Below are 20,886 nucleotides of genomic sequence, written 5' to 3' on the forward strand. Positions count from 1 at the left end.
TTTTTTGTTTCTGGAGAATCAAAAATGGCGAGACGAAATTCTAATAAAACTGCATCCGCAGACACTGAAGCGACTGACACCAACGAACTGGAATCCACTTTGCAAGAAGCGCTGGAGGCCAATCAGGCCCTGGAAAGCGAGAGCGCGAAGCTTGCTCAGGAAAAGCTTGAGCTAGAAGAGAAGCTGGCAGCGGCTCAAAGCCAACTCAAAGCTAAAGACAATCCAGTCGAGATTACGCAGCGATTCGAATCTGAAGAACATCAGGTTGGCCAGGACGGAACACGGCAGTTTAACGCCGATGGTGAACTTGAACCTTTGCATAACGAGCGATTGGACGAAGCCTGGCTCAAGGACAAAGCCAAGATCCTGGCGTTCATGGAGGAGTCGGTCGAGGTCGAAATTGCTGACGTCACCGATCAACACGCGGACGCGACCTTTCCGATTTGGGTTAACGGTCAGTGCGAGGTATTTCAGCGCGGTACCCGAAAGTGGGTCAAGCGCAAGTTCGTTGAGGGTCTTGCCAGAGCAAGAACGACTTCCTATCGAAACGAGCTAAGAACAAACCCTGAAACTGGGGAGCGGTTCTACGCCTGGCCTCGTCAAACTGGTTTCCGTTATCCGTTCTCGGTGGTCACCGAAAACAACCCCAACGGTAGCCGCTGGCTCGCAGAAACCATGAGACAGGAATAATGACGTTTCTGGAGCTGGTCAAGCGGCTGCGTCAGGAAACGGGCTACGCCTCGACGGGGCCTACCGACGTTACAAGCCAGTCAGGCTTGCATCAAAACGCGGTTGACTGGGTGGCGTCCGTTTGGACGGAGATCCAGAACGCCGAGTATTGGCGCTGGATGCGAAGACCGTTCACGTTGAACACGTCGCTGGGTAACGATACGTACGCCTATAGCCAAGCTACAGATGTGGATGCCGCGTCCGCGATAAGCCGGTTCAAAGCATGGCGGGTTAACGACCGGTGTAATCCGCCCACTTGTTATTTGCAGTCCGCCGGGTCGAACACGAAGTACCGCTTGACGTACATCGATTGGGACGCGTTTCAGCAAATCTACCGTGTCAGCAATAACTCAACGGGGGCGCCGTCTCACATCACGATTGATCCGTCTGACAACATCGTTTTGGGGCCAACGCCATCGGACGTGTACGTAATCACCGGGGAGTTTCATCGAGGGGCGCAGGTCCTTGCCGCCGGCGGTGACACACCGGAGATGCCAAGCGATTACCACATGCTGATCGTCTACGCGGCCATGGAAGACCTTGGGTTCTACGACGTTGCCGAAGAAGTCCTGGCTCGGAGTCAGAAGAAAGCCAAGCGTCTGCGCCGCCAGTTAAAGCGTACGCAACTGCCCAAGATGAAGAAAGCGGGGCCGCTGGCATGACCATGCAAACGAGGAGCATCCAGCTCGGCGGAGGCGTCGACGGCACCAGTCCGGCATCGAGCATGCACCCGAGCCGGCTCCGGTTAGGGTTGAACATCGAACCCAAGCCTGGCGGTGGCATTCGAAGATTGCTCGGGTACACCGAATTCGATCCAAACCCGATTCCGGGTGAAGGTCCGGTTCGCGGTGTCTGGCTATACAACGGCAAGGTCTACGGGTTCCGCAATGCGGTGGGCGGTGCCACCTGTGTCATGCACTCGTCGACGGGTTCGGGATGGACTGAAGTAAAAGCCGGGCTATCCCCCGACGGTACCTACCGCTTCGTGAACTATGCCTTCTCTGGCACCAAGAAGATGTATGGCGCCAGCGGCACGCACCAAGCCTTTGAGTTCGACGGCACGACCTGGACTGATGTTTCGACAGGGATGCCAACGGACACGCCCAGCGAGATCTGGGCGCACAAGAATCACCTGGTGCTTTCGTTTGACAATTCGACACAGATTTCACCGGTTGGCGCGCCTACCGGATCCTGGACACTGAGATCCGATGCCACCGAATTGCTGATGCGCGACACGGTCACCGGTTATTCCACCATGCCCAATGGCTCACTGGGGATTTACACCGCCACCAGCATTGTGCTCCTGGCAGGCACCAGCTTTGACGATTGGGTCGCCTCTGAGATGGTCGAGTACGGCAACAACGCCGGCGCCATGGCGGGCACCATCCAGGCGATGGGCTCGAATATCCGCTTTGTCGACAGTCGCGGCGTTACCGACTTTGCGCGATCGCAGTCCAACTCGGATTTCTACGAGTCGATCATCTCTCACGACATGGACAAAACCATTGAGGGCCGCTGGGGCAGGGCAATTGCCTCAACGGTCGTGCGCGAGAAGGGGCAGTACCGGGTGTTCTTCTCCGATGGATCTGGCCTGATTCTGGTGTTCAACGGCCCTGAAGTCATGATCACACCGTTGCAATGGCCCGATGTGGTTCGCTGTGTCGTCAACACCGAAGACAGTTCGGGCACCGAGGTCATCTACTTCGGTACCGACGATGGCAAAGTCTATCAGATGGAAAGCGGCCGCAGCTTTGGCGGCGAGGCCATTCGAGCCGTTGCCGCGCCAGCCTACTGGCATCAGGACGCGAAATCACAGATCAAGCGGTATCGACGGCTGTGGCTGGACCTGGGCAAAACCGGCAACAACAGTCTCACGGTCATGCCGCGGTATATCACCGACACGGCTGAAATTCCCTCAGCATCAAGCCCGACGGTTTCCAAATCGGGTGCAACCCTTGGCTCGGCCATCCTTGGCAAGGCCATCTTGGGCGGATTGCCCATCAATGACGGATTTCTCGACTTGCAGGGGCGGGGCGAGTGGATGACGTTCTATCTCGAATCCAACACGACTGATGAAGAGCCCTGGGAGCTGGACGGCTACACCGTCGACTACCTACCAGGCAAGAAACGGAGAGCGTAAATGGCAGGTTATCAAAATAGCAAGGTCAATGAGCTTGACGTCATTGCCGCAGAGGACCTTGAGGCCGTAGAGGCGGGCGACGCTGAGCTGGACGCCGCCAAGATAAATAACGTCTCCAGTCCAACCGTCGGCAATCTTCCGGTGCTGACTGCGGGCGGCGGGCTTACTGACAGTGGCCAGGCGCTGCCTGGAGGTTCGCTCGTGGGCACCACTGGCGCTCAGAAACTGGAGGATAAGGAGCTTAAAGGGGCGTCGCTCTCCGACCTGAGCGAAGACCACAAGTACAATTTCGTCACTTCCGAGCTGACTGCTGACCGCAACGTTACCTTGCCAGTATTGGCTGCTAACGACACCTTCGTTTTTCTTGGAATCGCCAATGCTTTCACAGGCAATAACACGCACGGCGGGACTGAAACCTTTAACAAAAAGGTCACGCTGAACGAAGCGGTTGCCGAGAAAGTTCACGCGATCACAGGCACAAACCCGGATTTAGACCCCGCCAACGGCCTCATTCAAACCTGGGCGTTAACAGCGAATCAGTCTCCGGTGGATGCCATTGAAGATGGCGAGCACATTACGCTTATGATCGATGACGGGTCCGCCTACGAAGTCACTTGGCCCACGATAACGTGGATTGGCGGCGCAGCCCCAGATTTGGCCACGACCGGTTATACCGTTGTCGAACTTTGGAAAGTGGGTTCCACCTTGTACGGGGTCCACGTCGGTAATGCTTAAACATCGCATGCTTAGGGGCAGTAATGGGGTTGATCCCGTTCAGTTCGGTGGCGGCGTGGTCAATGCCTTTACCGCTGACGCCAACACCACGTTTACTCAGACTCTCAGCGGCGACACGCTGGGCGGCCTGCAAGAGGGCGACATTGTCGTTGTCTGGGCGGTTCAAACCGATTCAGGCAGTTCAACCAATCCCCTAAGCTTCAACACCTCGGGCTATACGGTCGTCAATAACGGCCACGCCAACGATACGATCGATACCTTTGGTCTGGTGGGCTACAAGGTCATGGGTGCAACCCCTGACACCGATGTGGTGATCAATAAGAGCGGAACGCTCGACGATTACGCCATTGGGGTGCAGTACTTCCGAGGCGTGAACACTGTTGGTTCCTCTTCCGTAAGTGGTGGCATTAACGGGGTGGATGGAAGTTCCGCAAATGCGACCCCCAGCAAAGACGGCTCAGCCATCAGTTTCGGCATCTTGGGCGGTTGGAATCATCTCTCCGTCTCCACCTACACCATGAGCGGATTCACCGTGCAAAGCGACGCAGCCGACAGTGGCAACGCAGCGGTGGCCGTGGGCACCAGCTATTACGAGTGGACCTACGGCGAAGGGACCATCAACGGTACCTGGCTCTACGGCGGTGGCGATAACACCGGTAATTCACGTCTCTACGGCTACATCATTCTGGAGCCTTAAATGTATTTGAAAAACGATAACGGGCAAATTACTTACCCATACACCCTGGCTCAGCTCAGGAAAGACACGCCTGGCGTTTCACTGCCGGACAAGCCGCGCAAGGAATCACTGGAGTCGCGCGGCGTGTTTGAGGTGGTTGCAACGCCTCGCCCCGACGGTGATGTGGTCAGCGAAACCACACCGGTCTTCGAAGATGGTGCGTGGAAGCAGGCCTGGGATGTGCGGTCGCATACGGTTGAAGAGAAAACCATCCTCATTCAGCGCCAGGTCCAGGCACGCTTGGACGACTTCGCCAAGACTCGCCACTACAACAGCATTCTCTCGGCCTGTTCTTACGCTGGCTCCACGGTACAGAAGTTCGCGGACGAGGCGGCCTACTGTGTCTTCTTGAGGGATCAGACCTGGGCAAAAGCCGACGAGATCCTGGGCGACGTGAGAGCCGGCAGCCGCGCAATGCCAGCCGGTATCGAGGACATCGAAGCCGAACTGCCAGCCATGGCCTGGCCTACCTAACAACCCTCTGTTGTGAATCAAAGGATATAACTCTATGGGACTGCTTAATCCGCAGGCGCCAGGCGCGCCTAAGCCGGTATCAGTGAACATTCCTGATTACAACGTCAGCAAGAATTCCACTGTCCAGCATCAGATGAACAACATCCTCAACGAGGACTCCCCGCTAATGAAGACCTCTCGGTCTCAGGGCGAACGCACTGCTCAATCTCGTGGATTATTGAACACGAATATTGCGGCTCAAACGTCCATGGGTGAAATGATCCGCAACGCCATGCCGATGGCACAGCAGGATGCGGGCACCTACGCGAGCTTTGATGCAACGAAATATAAGGCTCAGCTGGATAACGTCTTCAATATCCAGGATTTCCGCCACAACATTGCCCGAGACAACAACAGCGCGATTAACGATCGAACCACGGGCTTGCTATTGCAGCGCGATCAGAACGAATTCACCGCGTCTCAAAATGACCTGAATCGAGAGCATCAGAGTACAGAAGCTGCCTTGGGTCGGTCGCACGAATTGGATCTGCAAGGCAACGACACCGCCAATGAGATTCGTCTGCAGGAAATGCGCGGCGATCAGGCGATGGAGCAGCAGGAATCGCAAAATCGCTTTACTGCCACGGAAAACCAAGCCAATCGGGCTCACGAAGGCGGCTTGCTGACTCGAACCCAGGCGTTTGAAGGCAGCGAGAATGCAAGAAACCGTGCACACGACCAGGCACTGCAACAGGGTTCGCAGCAGCACCAGGCCACTCAGTCCGCACTGGATCGTGCCCAACAAGCCCAATTGGCCGGCGAAGAGCGGGCCTTGACCCGTGAACAAGCGGCCCTTGATCGTCAGCAGCAGCTGGGCATCACTGACCGCGAGATTGCGGCACGACTGAACCTGAGTGAGCAGGAGTACCAGCAGCAGTCTCAACTGGCGGAGCAAAACAACCGTTTTCAGGCCGCGCAACAAGAAGTCATCAACGCGCACCAGGCACAGCAATCCGGATTGGATCGCACCCTACAGCGTGACTTGTCCGATGACGAAATTGCCGCCCGCTTGGAGCTGAGCCGCGAGGAATACCAAAACCAGCGCGGATTGGCTGAGCAATCTGACGGATTTCAAACCGCACGTGATCAGGTACTACAGACCTTCGAAGCTGAGCAGACCCGTCTGGGTCGTGAGCATGAGAGCCGCATCCAGTCAACCGAGCTTGCTCATCAGAGTGCCGAACGCGCCGAGGATCGCCAGTTCGAAGCCAGGGAAAGTCTGGCCGGACGCGAGCACGAGCGTAGCTTGCAAGAGCAGGATCAGACTTTCCGCTCCAGAGAGGCTGACGCCGATCGAGCGTTCCAGGCCGATGAAAATCTCGCTGGCCGTGAGCATGAGACGACGTTGCAACAACAGGATCAAACCTTCCGATCTGGAGAGGCTGAAGCCGATAGAGCGTTCCAGTCTGCCGAAAATCTCGCGGGTCGTGAGCACGACAGAGGTATGCAGGGCGATGAGTTTGCATTCCGTTCTGGCGAATCCGAAGCGGACCGTGCCTTCGATCGCGAGCAAAACGAGCAAGATCGCACCTTCGAAGCCGAACGCCAAGAAGACCAGCAAGCCTGGGAATCCGGCACTCGCTGGGCGGAGTTGCAGCACGAAGCCGCCGCAGGCGCTGCTCAGCGCGCTCATGAGTCCGAGCAATCACAGCTTGAACGAGAGGCTCAGCGCCAGGATACGATCGATACGCAGTTGGCCGGCATGTTCGCGACTCAGCAGGGCGCACGAGCTGATATTGCTTCAGCCGATCTCAAGATCTCTACGAAAAACCAAATGCTGGACGATTTGGACCGTCAGTTTGTGAATGACCTGGCCGCCTGGTCGGACTTGCTCAACATCGAAATTGATGAAGGGTTTATGGACAATTACGGGCCTCAGACGCCGCAGTTTAGCCCCGGGCTGTTGACTCAATCGCAAGTTAACGCGGCGATGGGTGCTTGATGTACGCCTCTATCGCTCAACTCGAAGAGGTTCTGGCGCTGTGCCACAAGGCTCAGCAGCTGTCCGATACGCACGGCGGGATGCCGGTTAATGTGGAGAAGGCCAGGGAAAGCCTTCGCTTTTTCATCTGTGATCCGCACAGTTTGGTGCTCTACAACGGTACCGCGGTGTTGATCGCGCAGGCGGCACCGTCCTGGTGTCGCGACGGCTACATGATTGTTAATCATTTGGTTTACGCCGACAAAAATGGCTTGCCATTAATCCGGGAATACCTTCGCTGGGCCAAGGGGTTTCCCGGCCACAACGATATTTTTTTGGGCACCTCCTACGGCGGTGAAAAGGGCGAGCGAGCCGAAACACTCTTCTCAAAACTTGGACTCAAGCGCGTAGGCGCGCAACACAAGGTGATCTAAATGCAGGCAATTCCAGCGGTAGTAAAAGCGGTGGGTGTCGCGATGTCCGCGAAGGCGGTTTACGACGGTTTGAAAGAGGGAAACTTGCTTCAGGCCACCATTGGCGCCGTCGGTGCGTACTACGGCGTGACCAATTTTGGCTCTACCGTCGCAACGCAGACGGCGACGGACGCAGGAACCAAGGCCGCGGAACAAGCCGCTGGCGCTGCGACGATGGAGGCAGGCGCTGAACAAGCATCCAAGGTCGTTGAGGCGGTCACCGGTAACGCGGCAGAGACCGCTACCGACTTGGCTGGCGATGCCGCCAATTCAGCCATAACGAACGGTGCGGCGCCCATTGAAGAAGCGCAAGGCTTGATCAAAGGCAATTTGCACGGCGCCAATCCGGCAGAGCTGGGCGAATCTCTGAACGCCGCGAACAACAATGGTGCTTCAGGCGGCTTACTGAACCCGAAGCCCAACGGTGCTGAGATGGTCGGCGACGCCACTGAAGCTGCGAACAATGGTGCCGGAGCACCAGCCGCACCAGGTAGCGCACCCGCTGCGTCTGGCGGGTCCAGTGATTCGTTTGGCGTGATGCAAAGAAATCGAAACCCTGTTGGTTTCGACAACGCGCCCACCGGTCAAGACATGATTGACGAAACCTACAACGCCGGTCGCTATGGCGATGCCGCAGTAGAGGCGGTCCGAAATCCACCACAGGGGAACGGTCTGCTCTCCGACGCTCACCAATGGATGAAAGACAATCCCGTACTGGCTTCTACTGGCATGCAGATGGCGGGCGGACTCTTGCAAGGCTATGCCCAATACAAAGAACAGAAAGAAGCCGAGAGAGACGCAGACCGTTCACGCCGCCGCCGGGGGCAGTGGGGAACCTCCTACAACAACAATTATCGCGCTCGCACACGAGGTTAAGTCATGGATCAAATGCAACAGATGGGTGGTGCCGGTACCGCAGCAGAAGCGGCCGAAAGTCTCACGCCTGAGCAAATGGAGCAATACAAACGCGGTTTTCAGATCGGCCAAAAGCTGCTCTACGACCAAGGCCGTTTAGTGAAATTTGGTAAGGCCGCACAAAAAGATCCCATCATGGGGCTGGCGGGCACCATTGTTCTGGTGCTCGGAAAAATTGAAGAAGGCTTAGGCGAGCTGGACATCCCTGTATTGCTTCTTTTGGGCGTGACGCTGATGAGTGACATTGCCGAAGCCTTCAAGGAAGTTGGCGCGGTTGAACTGTCCGGCGAACAGGTTCAGCAAGCCTTGGAGCAGGCCATCGGCATGTGGCTTCGCAAAGCTGGCAACCGTTATTCCGAAGAACAAATCACCGGCCAGCCTGGACAACAACAGCAACCGCAGCAACAACCAGCCGCGCCACAGGGCAGTGGCGGTCTGCTTACCGGGAGGGCGTAATCATGGGTAGAGGTTTGTTACTGGGCACCATTGGTAAGGCCATGGAAGTGGCCGGCTCCACGTATCGCGACATTGCCATCTCGGAAGGGCGAATGGCGTTCCAGCGGGAAATGGCGGATCAGAATCGGCAAAACCAGATCGAGGACCGGAACTTTGCGCACGATAGCCGGATGGAAGTTGCCAAACTGGACCAGCAGAATCGCAAGGAATTCGCTGGCGTGCAGCTGGAGAACAGCAAGGCTGTTGCTGACCATAAACACGGTTTGGAGGTGGGCCGGACCCAAGCTGAACGCGATGCCAATAGGGGTCGGTTTACGACTCATACTGACGATAAAGGCGTTACCTACCAGACAGACGGCCACACGAATGAACAAAGCGTTCTTCGCGATCCGGCCAAAAGACGTGGGCAGAACGCCGCCATGCGCTGGCATAACACAGCTGATAATCCGATCTTTGTCACAGACCCCTCGGATGATTCAAAGCAAATCGAGGCGATGCCTCAGTACAACGATGATGGTCGAACCCGGCTCATTAATCTCTCGACAGGCAAGGTAATAGAGGATCGCGCCTCTAGGGTTACCTCTGAGGAATCTAGGTTGATCGAACAGCTCAAACAAAACCCTAATAACAGCCGCTTTTCAGACGAAGAGCTACTGCAGGGTTTGCGCGCACATATGGCTCAGGGCAGATAACCAATGGCAATCGACTTTAGCGGTATCGACTGGGACCAGGTTTCCGAGGATGAGCGTCCACCGATTGATTTCAGCGGCATTGATTTTGGCTCACTTGATGAATCAGCTGAACCTGAGACTGGGTTTGCCAGTAACGCGCTTCGTGGTGCAGGTGAGCGCGCCATGGACCTTGGTGGGAACCTTGTTGAGTTCATCGGTAATGTCGCCAAAGAGGGGGAGCGGTATCTGACGGAAGCCACCGGCATCAACCCCGGGATTCGCTTTGGCGATGACGGTATTTCCTTCACCATGAATTTGGACCCGGAGGAGACTGGTAATCCGCTTGCCCGATCTGGTCAAGCCATCTCTGAAACCGGAAAAGGCGCCGATTATCAGCCGCGGTTCACATGGGAAAGATTGAAGGGTGACGTCACTGCGAAAAATCTAGCCGGCTATATCACAGAGCAGGGCGTTAAAAGTGTTCCCGACATGGCTGCCGCCTTAACGACTTTGCCGGCGTACATCGCCTCTCGCACCGAGGAAATTGGCGAAGTACGCGCAGAAAACAAAGGGCTGGATGAGGTAGGGGCGCGTGAGCTGGGCGAGGCGTTTATTCCGGCCGTTGCCGCCTCCTTGTTAGAGCGCATCGGCGCCAAAGGCGTTACCGATCTTGCTCCGGTATCCAGCGCGAAAGATGTCCTTAAAGAAGCTGGAAAGGCAGCTGGCCGCGAGGGCGCCACCGAATTTGTCCAAGAGCAAATTGAGTACGCCGGAGAGACCGTTGGCACCAATACCGATTTCGACCTTGAGCAGAGTCTAGACCGTGGCTTCGCTGGTGCTGTCGCTGGCTCCGGCATGGGTGCCACAGTTCGAGGCGCTACCGCTACCAAGGACTTGATGACACCTGAGAAGGCCGTTGCTGACGCGCGCGAGCGCTCGAAAGCAGAGGGTGGCGATCAACTCGACCAAGCCATTGCTGGCTCGCAGGCAGCGCTTGAGTTTGCGGCACTACCCCCACCAAGCGACATTCGCATGGAGCCTACGGGTCCTGAGCAGGTCGCAGGCAATAGCAACACCGGTATGGAACACATGGCCCCGGGTGGGCGCATGGACGGACAACTAAGCGGGAATGTGCCTCAGATCGATTTTTCCGGCATTGATGAGTTGCTTGAGCAGGAGCGCATTCAGCAAGAGCAGAAATCTCTGGCGGCCAGGGATCAGGAAATTGACCAGGCTTGGCAAGACCACGGAGCCGTCAATATTTCAGAGCTTCCGCCCGAGCGTTCTACTGAAACTGATCAGTTGTGGAATCAGCGTGAGCAGCAGGTGTCAACTCCGATGCCTGACGATGTTGATTATCACATTGATCAGGGCAAGGCTGGTGTTGGGTATCTGGCCAAGCGCCTCGGAGGCAAACAGGAGCGCTTGCGTGCGGGTTTGGCTCGTCGCACGACTCCGGCCAACTCAGCCATGGCCGACGCCATGCAATCGGCAATGGATCAGGCCAACACCAATCCCCAGGAACTGGGGGACAAGGGGTTCGCCGACAAGCTTACACGCCTGCACAGGGAAAGTGGCCAGCACCTCAAGCCAGCACTGCGTCGCCCGAACAAGAATCGCATCATTCCTGACCGCGACGAGGTTATGACGGCGGTTCGTAAGCTGGGTGGGCTGGATATTGAGGAGGCAGTTGCGCAGGGCATTGACCCAGAACACATTAAGGACCGTCCCGGTAAGAACAATCCCTTTCGCCGTGGAGGCCGCTCGCTGGACGACTTAGCCGAAGGGCTCCAGCAGTACGGCTATCAAACGCCGGACGCCAACAGCCTTTTGAACCTGGTATCTGAGTCATTGGGCGGTCGTCCTCAGTACACACCCGAAGGGGCCGTGAACTATGCCGAACAACAACAGCGCGAAGAGCTACAGTTGCGCGCTCTGGACGATACCGACCAAACCCCGATTGAGCAGGGCCTGGCGCCGCAAGGCGACTATGAGCCCGACGCGACTCCTCACGAAAACATCTTGGCGGACCTGATCAACGACGCTATCGACCAAGGTGTGCCCGAAACCACAATCGATGCTATTCTGAATAACGAGCAGGATTCGGCGCACCAAATGGCCGGGCGCCTGCTTGGAGAAACCTACAAGGCGAGACAACATGACGAAGATTCGTCCCGAGTACGTGAAGGCGTCAGCACTGAGGCGCAGAATCCAGAAGGAAGCGGAGAAATCCCGTTCAACGAAGGGGACCCAGGGTACGGCCAAGGGCCAGACCTCGCCGAATTCTTCGGGATCACAGAGCAGCCCTCAGAGCTAGAAGCCTCCAACGATACCTTCAGCGATCCTGAAACACAGGCAGAGTGGAATCGGCTGTTCGAGGACAAGGACGAAAATGGCCTTACACACTACGAGCGGTCTCTCGCTGAATCTGCAGAGCATTACGGCGATGACGAATTTTCACGCAGACGCTCAGCCGCCGACCTTCAAAAGGAGTTGGACGAAGAGGGCGCAGGCGAAACGCTGACTGACGCCACCAGGGAAGCCATTCTGAATCCTGCACCGGTAACCGATATTCCTTCCGCGCCAGCGGACCGTCAAACGCCGAAATTCGAAGACTTTGGAGAACAAATTGGCGGCGCCCGCAAGGATATGGGTATCACCCGTACCTCTGCGTCGAAGCCTCGCCAAAGCGCCAAGCAATCCGCCGACCCTTCATACTTCAAGAGATATGAAATCGGTGAAATTGCCGCCATGACCGGCGAAGTGGGCAAGGAGAATGTCGGTAAGTTTCGGCTCGCACTAAAACCCAAGGGTAAAAGATCACACTTCAACCGAGAGCGTGAAATCGGAGTATTCGATACCGAGCAAGAGGCACGCCAGGCTATCCACGTCGCGCACGTCGCCGAGAAACATCGCGTTGGCCAGGCCGATGGCAAATACCACATCTACCGCAATGTCACCCGCGGTAAGTATCCCGTTATCAAAGATGGTTTCGACTCCCGGGAAGAGGCCATGCGCTATATGGTGGAGAATGCCGAACAGATTATTCAGCATTCCAACAACTACACAGAAGCCGAGCTGCGTCCCAATCTCAAAGAGGTTGTCCGCGAGGGCAAAGAGCGCCGGTCACGCGACGTAACCCCTGGCGATTTCCAGCAGGAGTTCGGTTTTCGGGGCGGCCAATTCGGAAACTGGAACAATTCTGCAGACCGTCAGGATGACTTGAATTATGCATTCGATGGCCTTATGGATCTGGCCGAAACAGTCGGTGTCGAACCAAAGGCGCTTTCTCTGAACGGTGATCTCGCCATCGCATTCGGCGCTCGTGGGCAAGGTCTAACGGGGGCGTCTGCACACTATGAGCCGGGCTATGGCGTCATCAATCTCACCAAGATGAAGGGCGCAGGCTCTCTCGCGCACGAGTGGCTGCACGCACTGGATCACTATTTAGGTCGTCTTGATGGCAAAGCAGGCGGTCTTGAAGGTGAAGGCAAGGACGCTCAGTTTCCATCGAAGAAGCCTGACAAAGACTTTGCCTCTCACGGTTTCCAGCGCTACAACAGCCAAGCCCGAGAGGAGGTGAGGGACGCATTCGAAGACGTTGTGCGTGAAGTCTACTACGCCGAAGAGCAATACATCGAGGACGCGACCGCCTCCAAAGAGGTGATCGACCGGCAGAAAACAGCTGTCATGGGTCGCCTGACATCAATCCGCGAGTCTTTGGAGCAGGATTTCACCGACAGCGCTTACAGAAAGCGCTACAAAAAACCTGCCTCGGAAGCACAGCTGAAAGAGTTCGACAGGCTGGCATCCCGTATTGCCTCATACGTGAAGGGTGATAGCCAAGTACCGATAGAGTGGAAGCTCGTCGAAGGCAGCAAGTCGTGGAAGACTGGGCACCGCAGCACCAATGACGACCTTGAGGCGATGTCAGCATTGCTGAAAAAGGTTCGAGGACGTGCAGGCTGGGGTGATCGCCAGCCGATGTCAGATTTGAGCTCAGTCATTCAGCGATACAATGCCGCCAGTCAGAAACTTGCTGAGAGCACTAACGAGAAGAAGAAAACTCGCCGAGTACCGACCAACTTCCGCGCGGAGGCCACGAAGCTTGATCTCTACAGAGTCTCTGATTATTGGTCTACCGAGCATGAAATGCTGGCGCGGGCATTCGAAGGCTTTGTTCAAGACAAGATCGCTGAGGGCGGCGGTCGTAGCGATTACCTGGTAGCGGGTGCAGACAACAATGCCGCTCACCTCAAGATGCTGGGGGTTAAACCCTACCCGGAAGGTCCAGAGCGTCAACGAATCAACCAGGCATTCCAAAAGTTGTTCGACACCCTGGAGAGCCGAACCACCGACCGAGGTGTTGCACTTTATTCCGCGACGGAGAGTACCGCCAAGCCTACCGGAATTCCCGTCTTGCAGGCAAAGCTAGCGGTTAAATCCATTTCGAATCGGGTAGGTGTGCCCATTACCGTGGTCGAAACCGAAGCCGATTTACCGCCGCTCAATTATGATCAGATCCGGTCGGATGGGGCCGAAGGGCGCGTTCGCGGTCTGTTCGACCCTATCACCGGTAAATCGTATATCGTGGCTGGCAACCTTCGCTCACCCCAAGAAGCAACAGAAGTGTACCTTCATGAGGTCCGCGGCCACATGGGTGTGCGGGCCATCGCCGGTAAGCGACTGAATATGGCCTTGGACCAGATATACCGAGACATGCCCCAGGAACAAATCGACCGACTGCGTGACCGTTACTCTTCTCAGCTGGAGGGCAAGGGCGCCAAAGAACAGGAGCGCATTGTCGCTGATGAATACGTCGCGTATCTGGCAGAGAATGACCCAAGCAGCCGGGGCCTGAAGAAGGTCATATCGGTGATTCGCAACTGGATCCGCCAATATTTGCCTCGCCTGAAGTGGACCGATGCTGACATCGTGGAACTGTTGAAGGCCGGTGAAAACAAATTGCGCCAAGGGAATTTCGATCCCGACGAGAGTTTAGATCTTGCTCCAGAGCAGCAAACTATGGCAGATGTCGTGAGAATGTTCGACTCTCCCGAAATGCAGGAGAAGGTCAGGGACGGCAGGGAAAAGCTTCAGTCAGGGGCATTTTCCATTGGAGATGATTTCGACGCGGGGGGGACTGAAGTCGCCAAGGCGATGTCCGTGCTCGCCGAAAACGATGAGCTTTTCAAGTACCCGGTTTCTAAGAGCAAGAGCATTGAGGATATTGCATCGGAAGTGGATCCTGGGTCCTCCGTCAAGGAAATCGACCCAGATCAGGAAGACGCCAATCGCGCCTGGCACATCCAGATCGGTAAGGCTCAGGCCAAGCTATATGATGCCGGCGGCGAATTATGGATCGATGCGGTAGCCAGTACTGTAGGAGCGGGTGGCTCCGCTATTTACGCTATCGTTGGCAACTACGCCTACAACAATAACAAAGTGTTCATTGGCGACCCGGGAGGATTTACTTCGACCGGTGTGATTCGCCGCGCGGAGAATATGCTGTCTTCGGCCTTGAAATACGGGACAACGAGACATCTAGATACCGGGCCAGATTTCGATAAGGCAAGGCAATCTTTTGGCCTACCAGCCATCAAATGGACACCTGGCGATGACATTGGTAACATTCAGGCCCTGATTAACGCCAACTACGCGAATGTGGCCGGAAATGTCCCAGACATTGAAAACATCAGCTTCGACTTTGCCAGCGGAAAATTTCGATCCCGAGGATCTGCCTCTGGGCGACCCACGGTATTTCGAGACAACGACTTTGCGAGACTTGTACTCACGCCAGCAGCTCGAAAGGCGAGAGCTGGAGTCAATACGCTTAAAAGAAGTGTACTCAGTCAGTCCCTTCTACAGGAAACGAGGGGAGAGGGACGGTCCCAGTTATTGGAGAAGTTTCTCCTCAAGTCGTCCAGCGTACTGGCTAAACCCCTAAAGCGATCCTTTTACAGCCTCGCTGACGACCGCAGTGAGGCGTCCCCAGATCAAGATCGAGAAGCCCTTGCCAAGCTTGGTTTGGTCAAATCTGACCAATCTCGTCTTTCCAAAATTATTAAGAAATTCAAAGACTTCAGCTTCACGGACGCCAAAGACCGGGCCTACGAAGGTGCCTTTGATGGCCTGATTGGGATCAAGCGAGCGGAGGACGAAGCCGGTGCCGGTATGGCTGTCGGCGATTTTGAAGGCTCCGGCTATGTCGGTGCCCGCCTGGCCACTGGTGTATCCGACACCATGCACGCAGTTCTGCACTACGGCGCGCCTGAGTGGTCAAACGGCGTGCTCGAGCACAAAGCGGGAACCCGGGGGTTATTGGAGATATTTACCGACCTGGACGGCGACCTGAATTCCTGGCTTGGCTGGATGGCGGGTAACCGAGCGTCGGAGCTGATGGCCGAAGGGCGGGAGAACAATCTCACCCAGGATGACATCGATCAGCTGACAAGTCTGGCCAACGGCAAAGAGGAGCTGTTTGAGTCCGTCCGTCAGGAGTATCTGACGCTCAACAATGCCATGCTCGATATGGCCCAGGAAGCGGGCTTGATCAACCGTCTGCACCGCAAGCGCTGGGCCAGCGAATGGTATGTGCCATTTTATCGACAAGACGAAACAGGCGACAACCTGCTGGCTCCTCGCAGCAAACGGGGCCTGTCTCATCAAACAGCTGGCATTAAAGCGCTAAAAGGCGGGGAGACGGCTACCAATGACCTGCTGGAGAACATTCTAACGAACTGGTTGAAGCTGACCGACAGCGCCATGAAGAACATGGCCCTGATGAAGACCGTCGATAATCTGGGCGATTCTGAGTTTCTGACCGACGAGAGCATGAAGTACACCGAAGCTATCGTCCCCAAAACCGAGGTGACCAAGCGGATTCAGGCCGACCGGGATTACCTGGTTATGGTGTCTGAAATGCTGGGGCTCCCAGATGCCGGGGAACTGGAAACGCTGCACGAGCTGGAGCAGCTCGACAGCGCCGGGTATGAAAAGTTGTGGGCGATCACCGCTCCTCGGGATCCTGATGTCATTCGAGTTCAGCGCAATGGCCGGAGTAAATACTACCGGGTGAACGATGAATCCCTGCTTCGCGGCCTGGTCCATCTGAGCAACGAAGGCAACAATGGCCTGCTGATGCGCACTGGTCGCTACTTCAAGCGTCTGCTGACCACTGGCGTCACTTCATCGCCTGACTTCATTCTCCGGAACTTCGTACGGGATGCGGCCCACGCTTGGGCCATCAACCCCGACGGGTTCAAATTCGGCGTCGATTCCATGAAGGGCCTGAAAGAGGCCATGACGGAAGACGATTCCTACCGAGAGCTGATGTTTGCCGGCGCGTCCTTCCAGGGTGGTTACGTCCATGGCACCGATCCCGAAGCCGGGGCCCAGCTGATTCGTCGTGCCTTAGAGAAGAAAGGGCTCACCGGGACAGATCTGGACAATCACATCAACAGTCTGGCCGACACGCCGGAGAAGACCTGGCGCATGATCCAGCGAGGCTGGCAGGCGTACCGCAATGTCAGCGATAAGGTGGAGAACGCCAACCGTCTGGCAACCTTCCAAGCCGCTAAAAAGTCCGGTAAGTCTCTGGCCCAGGCCATCTACGAATCCAAGGATCTGATGGACTACAGCCTGCGGGGCAACTGGGCTGCGATGAACGTATTGACCGATCTGGTGCCGTTCCTCAATGCGCGCTTGCAGGGTTTAAGTAAGCTGGGTAGGGCAGGTAAGGAGCACCCGCACGAGGTATCGGTTGCTATAGCCAAGATTGCCCTGGCATCCGTCGCGCTGGCGATGATCAACGACGATGACGAGCGATACCAGCAACTGCCCGACTGGGAGAAGGACGCCTACTGGCATGTTCTGGTGGAAGACGAGCACTTCCGGATCCCCAAACCGTTTGAAATTGGCATCATCGCCGGCACCATCCCCGAGCGGATGTATCACACCTGGATTGCCGACAATCAGCCGGATGAAAAACTGCTGTGGTCCCTGAAGCACGGCACCCTCGAAACGCTGAGTTTCAACCCGGTGCCCCAGGCGGTATTGCCAATTCTGGAGCTGTGGGGCAATAAGAGCTGGCATTTCGACACGCCGATTGAATCACTCTCCGACCAGCGTAAGCTGCCCCAGGACCGATACAACGCGCGTACCAGTGACACCATGGTAGAGCTGGGCCAGTTTCTCGGGATGTCGCCCAAGCAGCTGGAACACCTGCTGAAAGGGTACACAGGCACTATGGGCGCCTATGCGTTGTCGGTATCCGATTTGTTGGTATCGGCTGCCAAAGGCAAACCTAATCAGGGTGAGATTCGACCGACTGACATACCGGTGGTGAAGTCCTTCTACCGCGGCTCAGCACCGGCGTACAGCACGCAGTACGTCACCGATCTGTACGACCGCCTCAGCGAGGTGAAGCAGATCCACGCCAGCCTCAAAGACATGGAAATGGAAGAGCGCGCCGACTTCTATGCCAAGAATCGGGACAAGCTTCGGTATCGAAAATACCTGGAAAAGGAAAGTAAGAAGCTTAGAGATTTGCGGAAACGTCGTGACCGCATCCTCAAGAATGAGACTATGTCCAGGACGGAAAAGTCACGAAGGCTCGATTACATCCAGAAGCAAATCAACACCGTTGCGGCAAGGGTCGTGGAGCGAACAGAAGGGGCGTTCTAGGGAGTCAGGAAGTAGTGAACGACCCCAAAGGCACCACCAATAATAATAAACGCGAAGCAGGCGGCAAAAAAGCCGTCTATGCTTCGCCCGCCCTTGTCTGTGGCCACTAACGCCACAATAGCTGCTATGCCCAAGATCCCGAGAATTCCCCAGCCGTTACCGATCGCGAGGCCGCTCAAACCCAAAATGGTCAATATAATTAGTACGCGCATAACGCTATTGTATCACTCTGTGAACTCGATGCGTGATGGCCATCCGTAGATGTATAAAAGCACAGCGATTAACGAGAAACATCATAAGTCAGGTGAGCCAAGCTATCACCGCCGACACTGTTGTCGTCTATGTTGCCGGTAAACACCTTCATTCTTACGATGTCTATTTCGCCTCTTAGCTTATCTATCTGTGCGATTTGAGTCTGCAGGGAGGAGAACAGCAATATTGCAGGAGTGAGAACCGAACTCTCGTTCTGATCTAGCTCCGGCATTCCCTGTTGCTCTTTGATCAACTTCACTAAAATCTGCTGGAGGGTTTCACTACCAGCCGAGGTAACTTGGTAAGACTTAAGGGCGCTCCTGCAATCTTGGTTTCGTGTGCGTAGAAAGGCAATAATAGTGGTTCGGATATTCTGAAAATTAGTCAAATCGAAATTAGCCAGAACAAACTTTAGCTCAGAACGGAGATTATCCAGGGCATCGAAATAGTGATCGATTACCGGCGCTGAAAAACCAAATCTAAGGTTGTGTGACGGCTCATATAAATCTTGCATATCTGAAAATGTGAATTCCCTATTCAGCTCAAGTTTTCCTGACCGCTGCTTCTTCGGAAGGGTAACCTCAGCGACCCTAACTTCAAACTCGTCCAATACCATCACAAGGTAGCTGAAATATGCAGCCATCTCGGCCATGTTTTGCCGGGCAGACTCGCGCTCCAATGCTCGCGCCTGGTCTTTTTCGAGCCTGTCTCGGTAAGATTGCCATAAGCTGCTCAAAAAGAGCCCAACTATCACCATCCCCAACATAGACTCTGACCCCGTGATCATCATCGACAGATCAGACTGTGGGGTAATGTCACCATATCCAAGCGTAGTAATTGTCACCATGCTGAAGTATAAGCTCTTAATAAATGACAGATCTTCAGCGTTAAGTGTGTCAGGTATTGAGTAGTAGACTCCCGCATAGGCCAGAACCAAACCGACATATAAAATCAAGACGTGGATTGGAGTGAGCTTCATAAACTTCCTTTGAATTAGTTCATTGCTTAGATTATCTGTAAATACTAGTACTCAGCGGGCTTCAATGATTTTCCATCATCCCCATATTCGATAAAAGGGTTTCCTCGCCTCTGAATGCGGGTGATGGCCTTATTTCGTTTGCGTTCCATCTCGTCGACCGGATCTTTTGCCGCCCACTTCAGGTACAGCTTGCGATCGCGCCCCAGGGAAATACCGTAGGCCAGCTCCATATAGAACATCGACCGGGCGATGTCGCCCTTAACACTGTCGCGGGGCTCGAAGACACCACTGTACTTGGTCCCCAACAGCTCAGCATCCTGGCAGACTTCCTGTCGAATCTGAGCGTTTTCCTCGTCTTTCACAGTGCCGTAAGGCAAGTTGTATCGGTCAACGTTAATGGTGCCGAGCGCGGGCCACAGATTGTGAAGATCGGCCGCGGCGTAGTGATAAGCATCGACCGGGCAAGCGTGCCTGTTCAAACAACCATAGTGAGCGGCAATCCAGCTCGCGGGCATGACGTGCTCGACATGAAGCTTTTTGTCTTTGTGGTCTCTACCGCCTCCGAATTCAATCCCGCAGTACAGTGTTTCGCCGCCGTTCTTGTAAAGCGATTTCCAAAAATATTTCGACCTGGCTTCGTCGTAGGTCTGAATAACGCCCTGCGCTGTCGCCAAGGCAGGGAAGAGGAGAAGTGAAACAACCCATTTCATGCGCTCTTATCCTTACTGTATCGTTTAAGTTTTTCGGACACTGTGCTTAGCAAAACCGGCCAGCTTTTCTTTTGATGTTGTTTTTTAGCGTGTGGTTTTCCGACGAGCTCTTCCCGGAGTATCAGCACATTCTTCGGAGCTTGGATGCCGACACGATATTGATTGTTGGAATTTTTCCCAAGAATGGTGACTCGAATATCGTCACCGATGAATATTGACTTACCGGCGCTGGCGGACAGAACTAGCATTTGAACATCTCCTTATGTTGCACACTTGTACCATTTCCATTGGTGCAGTTGGTGGGTAGCTCAGAGACTACTCCTGATCGAAGGCGTCTTCAACCGCTGTCATCACTCGCCCCTTGAGATCGGAATGTTTCTTGGTGCCATGCCAGTACCAATCCAAAGTAATGTCGAGCACCCGACACACTTTGGCCGCGAATTCAATATTCGGGTGATAACGGCTGGATTCGAGCCTTCCTATTGTGTGTCTTACGCAGCCAACCTCCTTGGCCAGTTGTTTTTGGGAGTACCCTCTGAGAATCCTTGCCCGGCGCAAACGGTCGCCAGGTTTCTCCATGGTGCTCCCACTTTTGCGAATTCATGGCGCACAACTAATGGTGCGACTTGAAAGTCACATATTGGGGCGAATTGGCAACATACAAGTCACCACATGCTATAGAGGGGTTTTCGATTGCCGCGTAGAATGGCGCTCCCAATCACATGGACATAACAGGAGGTTTGATGTGACGAAGGTTGAATGGAACTTGGATACGATGGTGGCCCTGGTTAACGGGATACATGTTTCTGACGAAGAGATCTGCCCAGACCACATTATTTTCGACAATATTTCTCCGTACCAGGTGTGGGTGCTGGCGCGTGAGATGGGTTACCGCATGGGGTTTAGAGAGGGGGCTGCGAACGACGAATAACAAAAATAGGGAAGGCTGCAGTGAAGCCTTTTCTCTTGAC

Annotated in this window: 18 protein-coding genes; 13 read left to right on the plus strand and 5 right to left on the minus strand. The window is 55.1% G+C overall.

Annotated elements, in window-relative coordinates; translation table 11 throughout:
* Positions 1-24 precede the first annotated feature (24 nt).
* Genes HBA55_RS29700 through HBA55_RS29755 form a run of 12 tightly spaced genes read left to right on the plus strand, consistent with a single transcriptional unit; the run spans position 25 to position 17,974 of the window.
* Complete coding sequence (locus HBA55_RS29700; protein ID WP_166998995.1) at positions 25-690, plus strand: hypothetical protein; 666 nt, start codon at positions 25-27, stop codon at positions 688-690.
* The gene (locus tag HBA55_RS38335) at positions 690-1,391 is read left to right on the plus strand and encodes a phage adaptor protein (RefSeq protein ID WP_476704294.1); all 702 of its coding nucleotides are present in this window, start codon (positions 690-692) and stop codon (positions 1,389-1,391) included. The genes HBA55_RS29700 and HBA55_RS38335 overlap by 1 nt, the downstream gene beginning before the upstream one ends.
* Positions 1,388-2,869 (plus strand): hypothetical protein, encoded by a 1,482-nt coding sequence (locus HBA55_RS29710; protein ID WP_166999000.1) that lies wholly within the window; start codon positions 1,388-1,390, stop codon positions 2,867-2,869. Before HBA55_RS38335 ends, HBA55_RS29710 begins: the two co-directional genes overlap by 4 nt.
* On the plus strand, positions 2,870-3,604 hold the full coding sequence (locus HBA55_RS29715; RefSeq protein ID WP_166999002.1) for a hypothetical protein: 735 nt from the start codon (positions 2,870-2,872) through the stop codon (positions 3,602-3,604).
* A complete protein-coding gene (locus tag HBA55_RS29720) occupies positions 3,597-4,301 on the plus strand; it encodes a hypothetical protein (protein ID WP_166999004.1) in 705 nt (234 codons plus the stop codon). Before HBA55_RS29715 ends, HBA55_RS29720 begins: the two co-directional genes overlap by 8 nt.
* Positions 4,302-4,814: a hypothetical protein gene (locus HBA55_RS29725; RefSeq protein ID WP_166999006.1), complete on the plus strand. Its 513-nt coding sequence runs from the start codon at positions 4,302-4,304 to the stop codon at positions 4,812-4,814.
* A gap of 34 nt (positions 4,815-4,848) precedes the next feature.
* Positions 4,849-6,795: a coiled-coil domain-containing protein gene (locus tag HBA55_RS29730; protein WP_166999008.1), complete on the plus strand. Its 1,947-nt coding sequence runs from the start codon at positions 4,849-4,851 to the stop codon at positions 6,793-6,795.
* Positions 6,795-7,208, plus strand: coding sequence for a hypothetical protein (locus HBA55_RS29735; RefSeq protein WP_166999010.1), 414 nt, complete (start codon positions 6,795-6,797; stop codon positions 7,206-7,208). The genes HBA55_RS29730 and HBA55_RS29735 overlap by 1 nt, the downstream gene beginning before the upstream one ends.
* The gene (locus HBA55_RS29740; RefSeq protein ID WP_166999012.1) at positions 7,209-8,123 is read left to right on the plus strand and encodes a hypothetical protein; all 915 of its coding nucleotides are present in this window, start codon (positions 7,209-7,211) and stop codon (positions 8,121-8,123) included.
* A gap of 3 nt (positions 8,124-8,126) precedes the next feature.
* Positions 8,127-8,618, plus strand: coding sequence for a hypothetical protein (locus HBA55_RS29745; RefSeq protein WP_166999014.1), 492 nt, complete (start codon positions 8,127-8,129; stop codon positions 8,616-8,618).
* A gap of 2 nt (positions 8,619-8,620) precedes the next feature.
* The gene (locus HBA55_RS29750; RefSeq protein ID WP_166999016.1) at positions 8,621-9,310 is read left to right on the plus strand and encodes a hypothetical protein; all 690 of its coding nucleotides are present in this window, start codon (positions 8,621-8,623) and stop codon (positions 9,308-9,310) included.
* A 3-nt stretch (positions 9,311-9,313) separates the two neighbouring features.
* On the plus strand, positions 9,314-17,974 hold the full coding sequence (locus HBA55_RS29755) for an LPD38 domain-containing protein (RefSeq protein ID WP_166999018.1): 8,661 nt from the start codon (positions 9,314-9,316) through the stop codon (positions 17,972-17,974).
* On the opposite strand, the gene HBA55_RS29760 is transcribed toward HBA55_RS29755, so the two are convergent.
* From HBA55_RS29760 to HBA55_RS29780, 5 genes are all read right to left on the minus strand, one after another.
* A complete protein-coding gene (locus HBA55_RS29760) occupies positions 17,971-18,186 on the minus strand; it encodes a hypothetical protein (RefSeq protein ID WP_166999020.1) in 216 nt (71 codons plus the stop codon). The genes HBA55_RS29755 and HBA55_RS29760 overlap by 4 nt on opposite strands.
* 68 nt (positions 18,187-18,254) lie before the next feature.
* Positions 18,255-19,205, minus strand: a complete 951-nt coding sequence (locus HBA55_RS29765; protein WP_166999022.1) for a potassium channel family protein — start codon at positions 19,203-19,205, stop codon at positions 18,255-18,257.
* Positions 19,206-19,249: 44 nt separating this feature from the next.
* The gene (locus HBA55_RS29770) at positions 19,250-19,915 is read right to left on the minus strand and encodes an endonuclease (protein WP_166999024.1); all 666 of its coding nucleotides are present in this window, start codon (positions 19,913-19,915) and stop codon (positions 19,250-19,252) included.
* On the minus strand, positions 19,912-20,163 hold the full coding sequence (locus HBA55_RS29775; RefSeq protein ID WP_166999026.1) for a carbon storage regulator: 252 nt from the start codon (positions 20,161-20,163) through the stop codon (positions 19,912-19,914). Before HBA55_RS29775 ends, HBA55_RS29770 begins: the two co-directional genes overlap by 4 nt.
* Positions 20,164-20,230: 67 nt before the next feature.
* Entirely contained in the window at positions 20,231-20,494 is a 264-nt protein-coding gene (locus HBA55_RS29780) for a helix-turn-helix transcriptional regulator (RefSeq protein ID WP_166999030.1), read from the minus strand.
* Positions 20,495-20,660: 166 nt separating this feature from the next.
* On the opposite strand from HBA55_RS29780, the gene HBA55_RS29785 reads away from it, so the two are divergent.
* Complete coding sequence (locus HBA55_RS29785) at positions 20,661-20,846, plus strand: hypothetical protein (RefSeq protein WP_166999032.1); 186 nt, start codon at positions 20,661-20,663, stop codon at positions 20,844-20,846.
* The last annotated feature ends 40 nt before the right edge of the window (positions 20,847-20,886 follow it).

The organism is Pseudomaricurvus alkylphenolicus (assembly GCF_011683955.1).
Classification (GTDB): domain Bacteria; phylum Pseudomonadota; class Gammaproteobacteria; order Pseudomonadales; family Cellvibrionaceae; genus Pseudomaricurvus; species Pseudomaricurvus alkylphenolicus.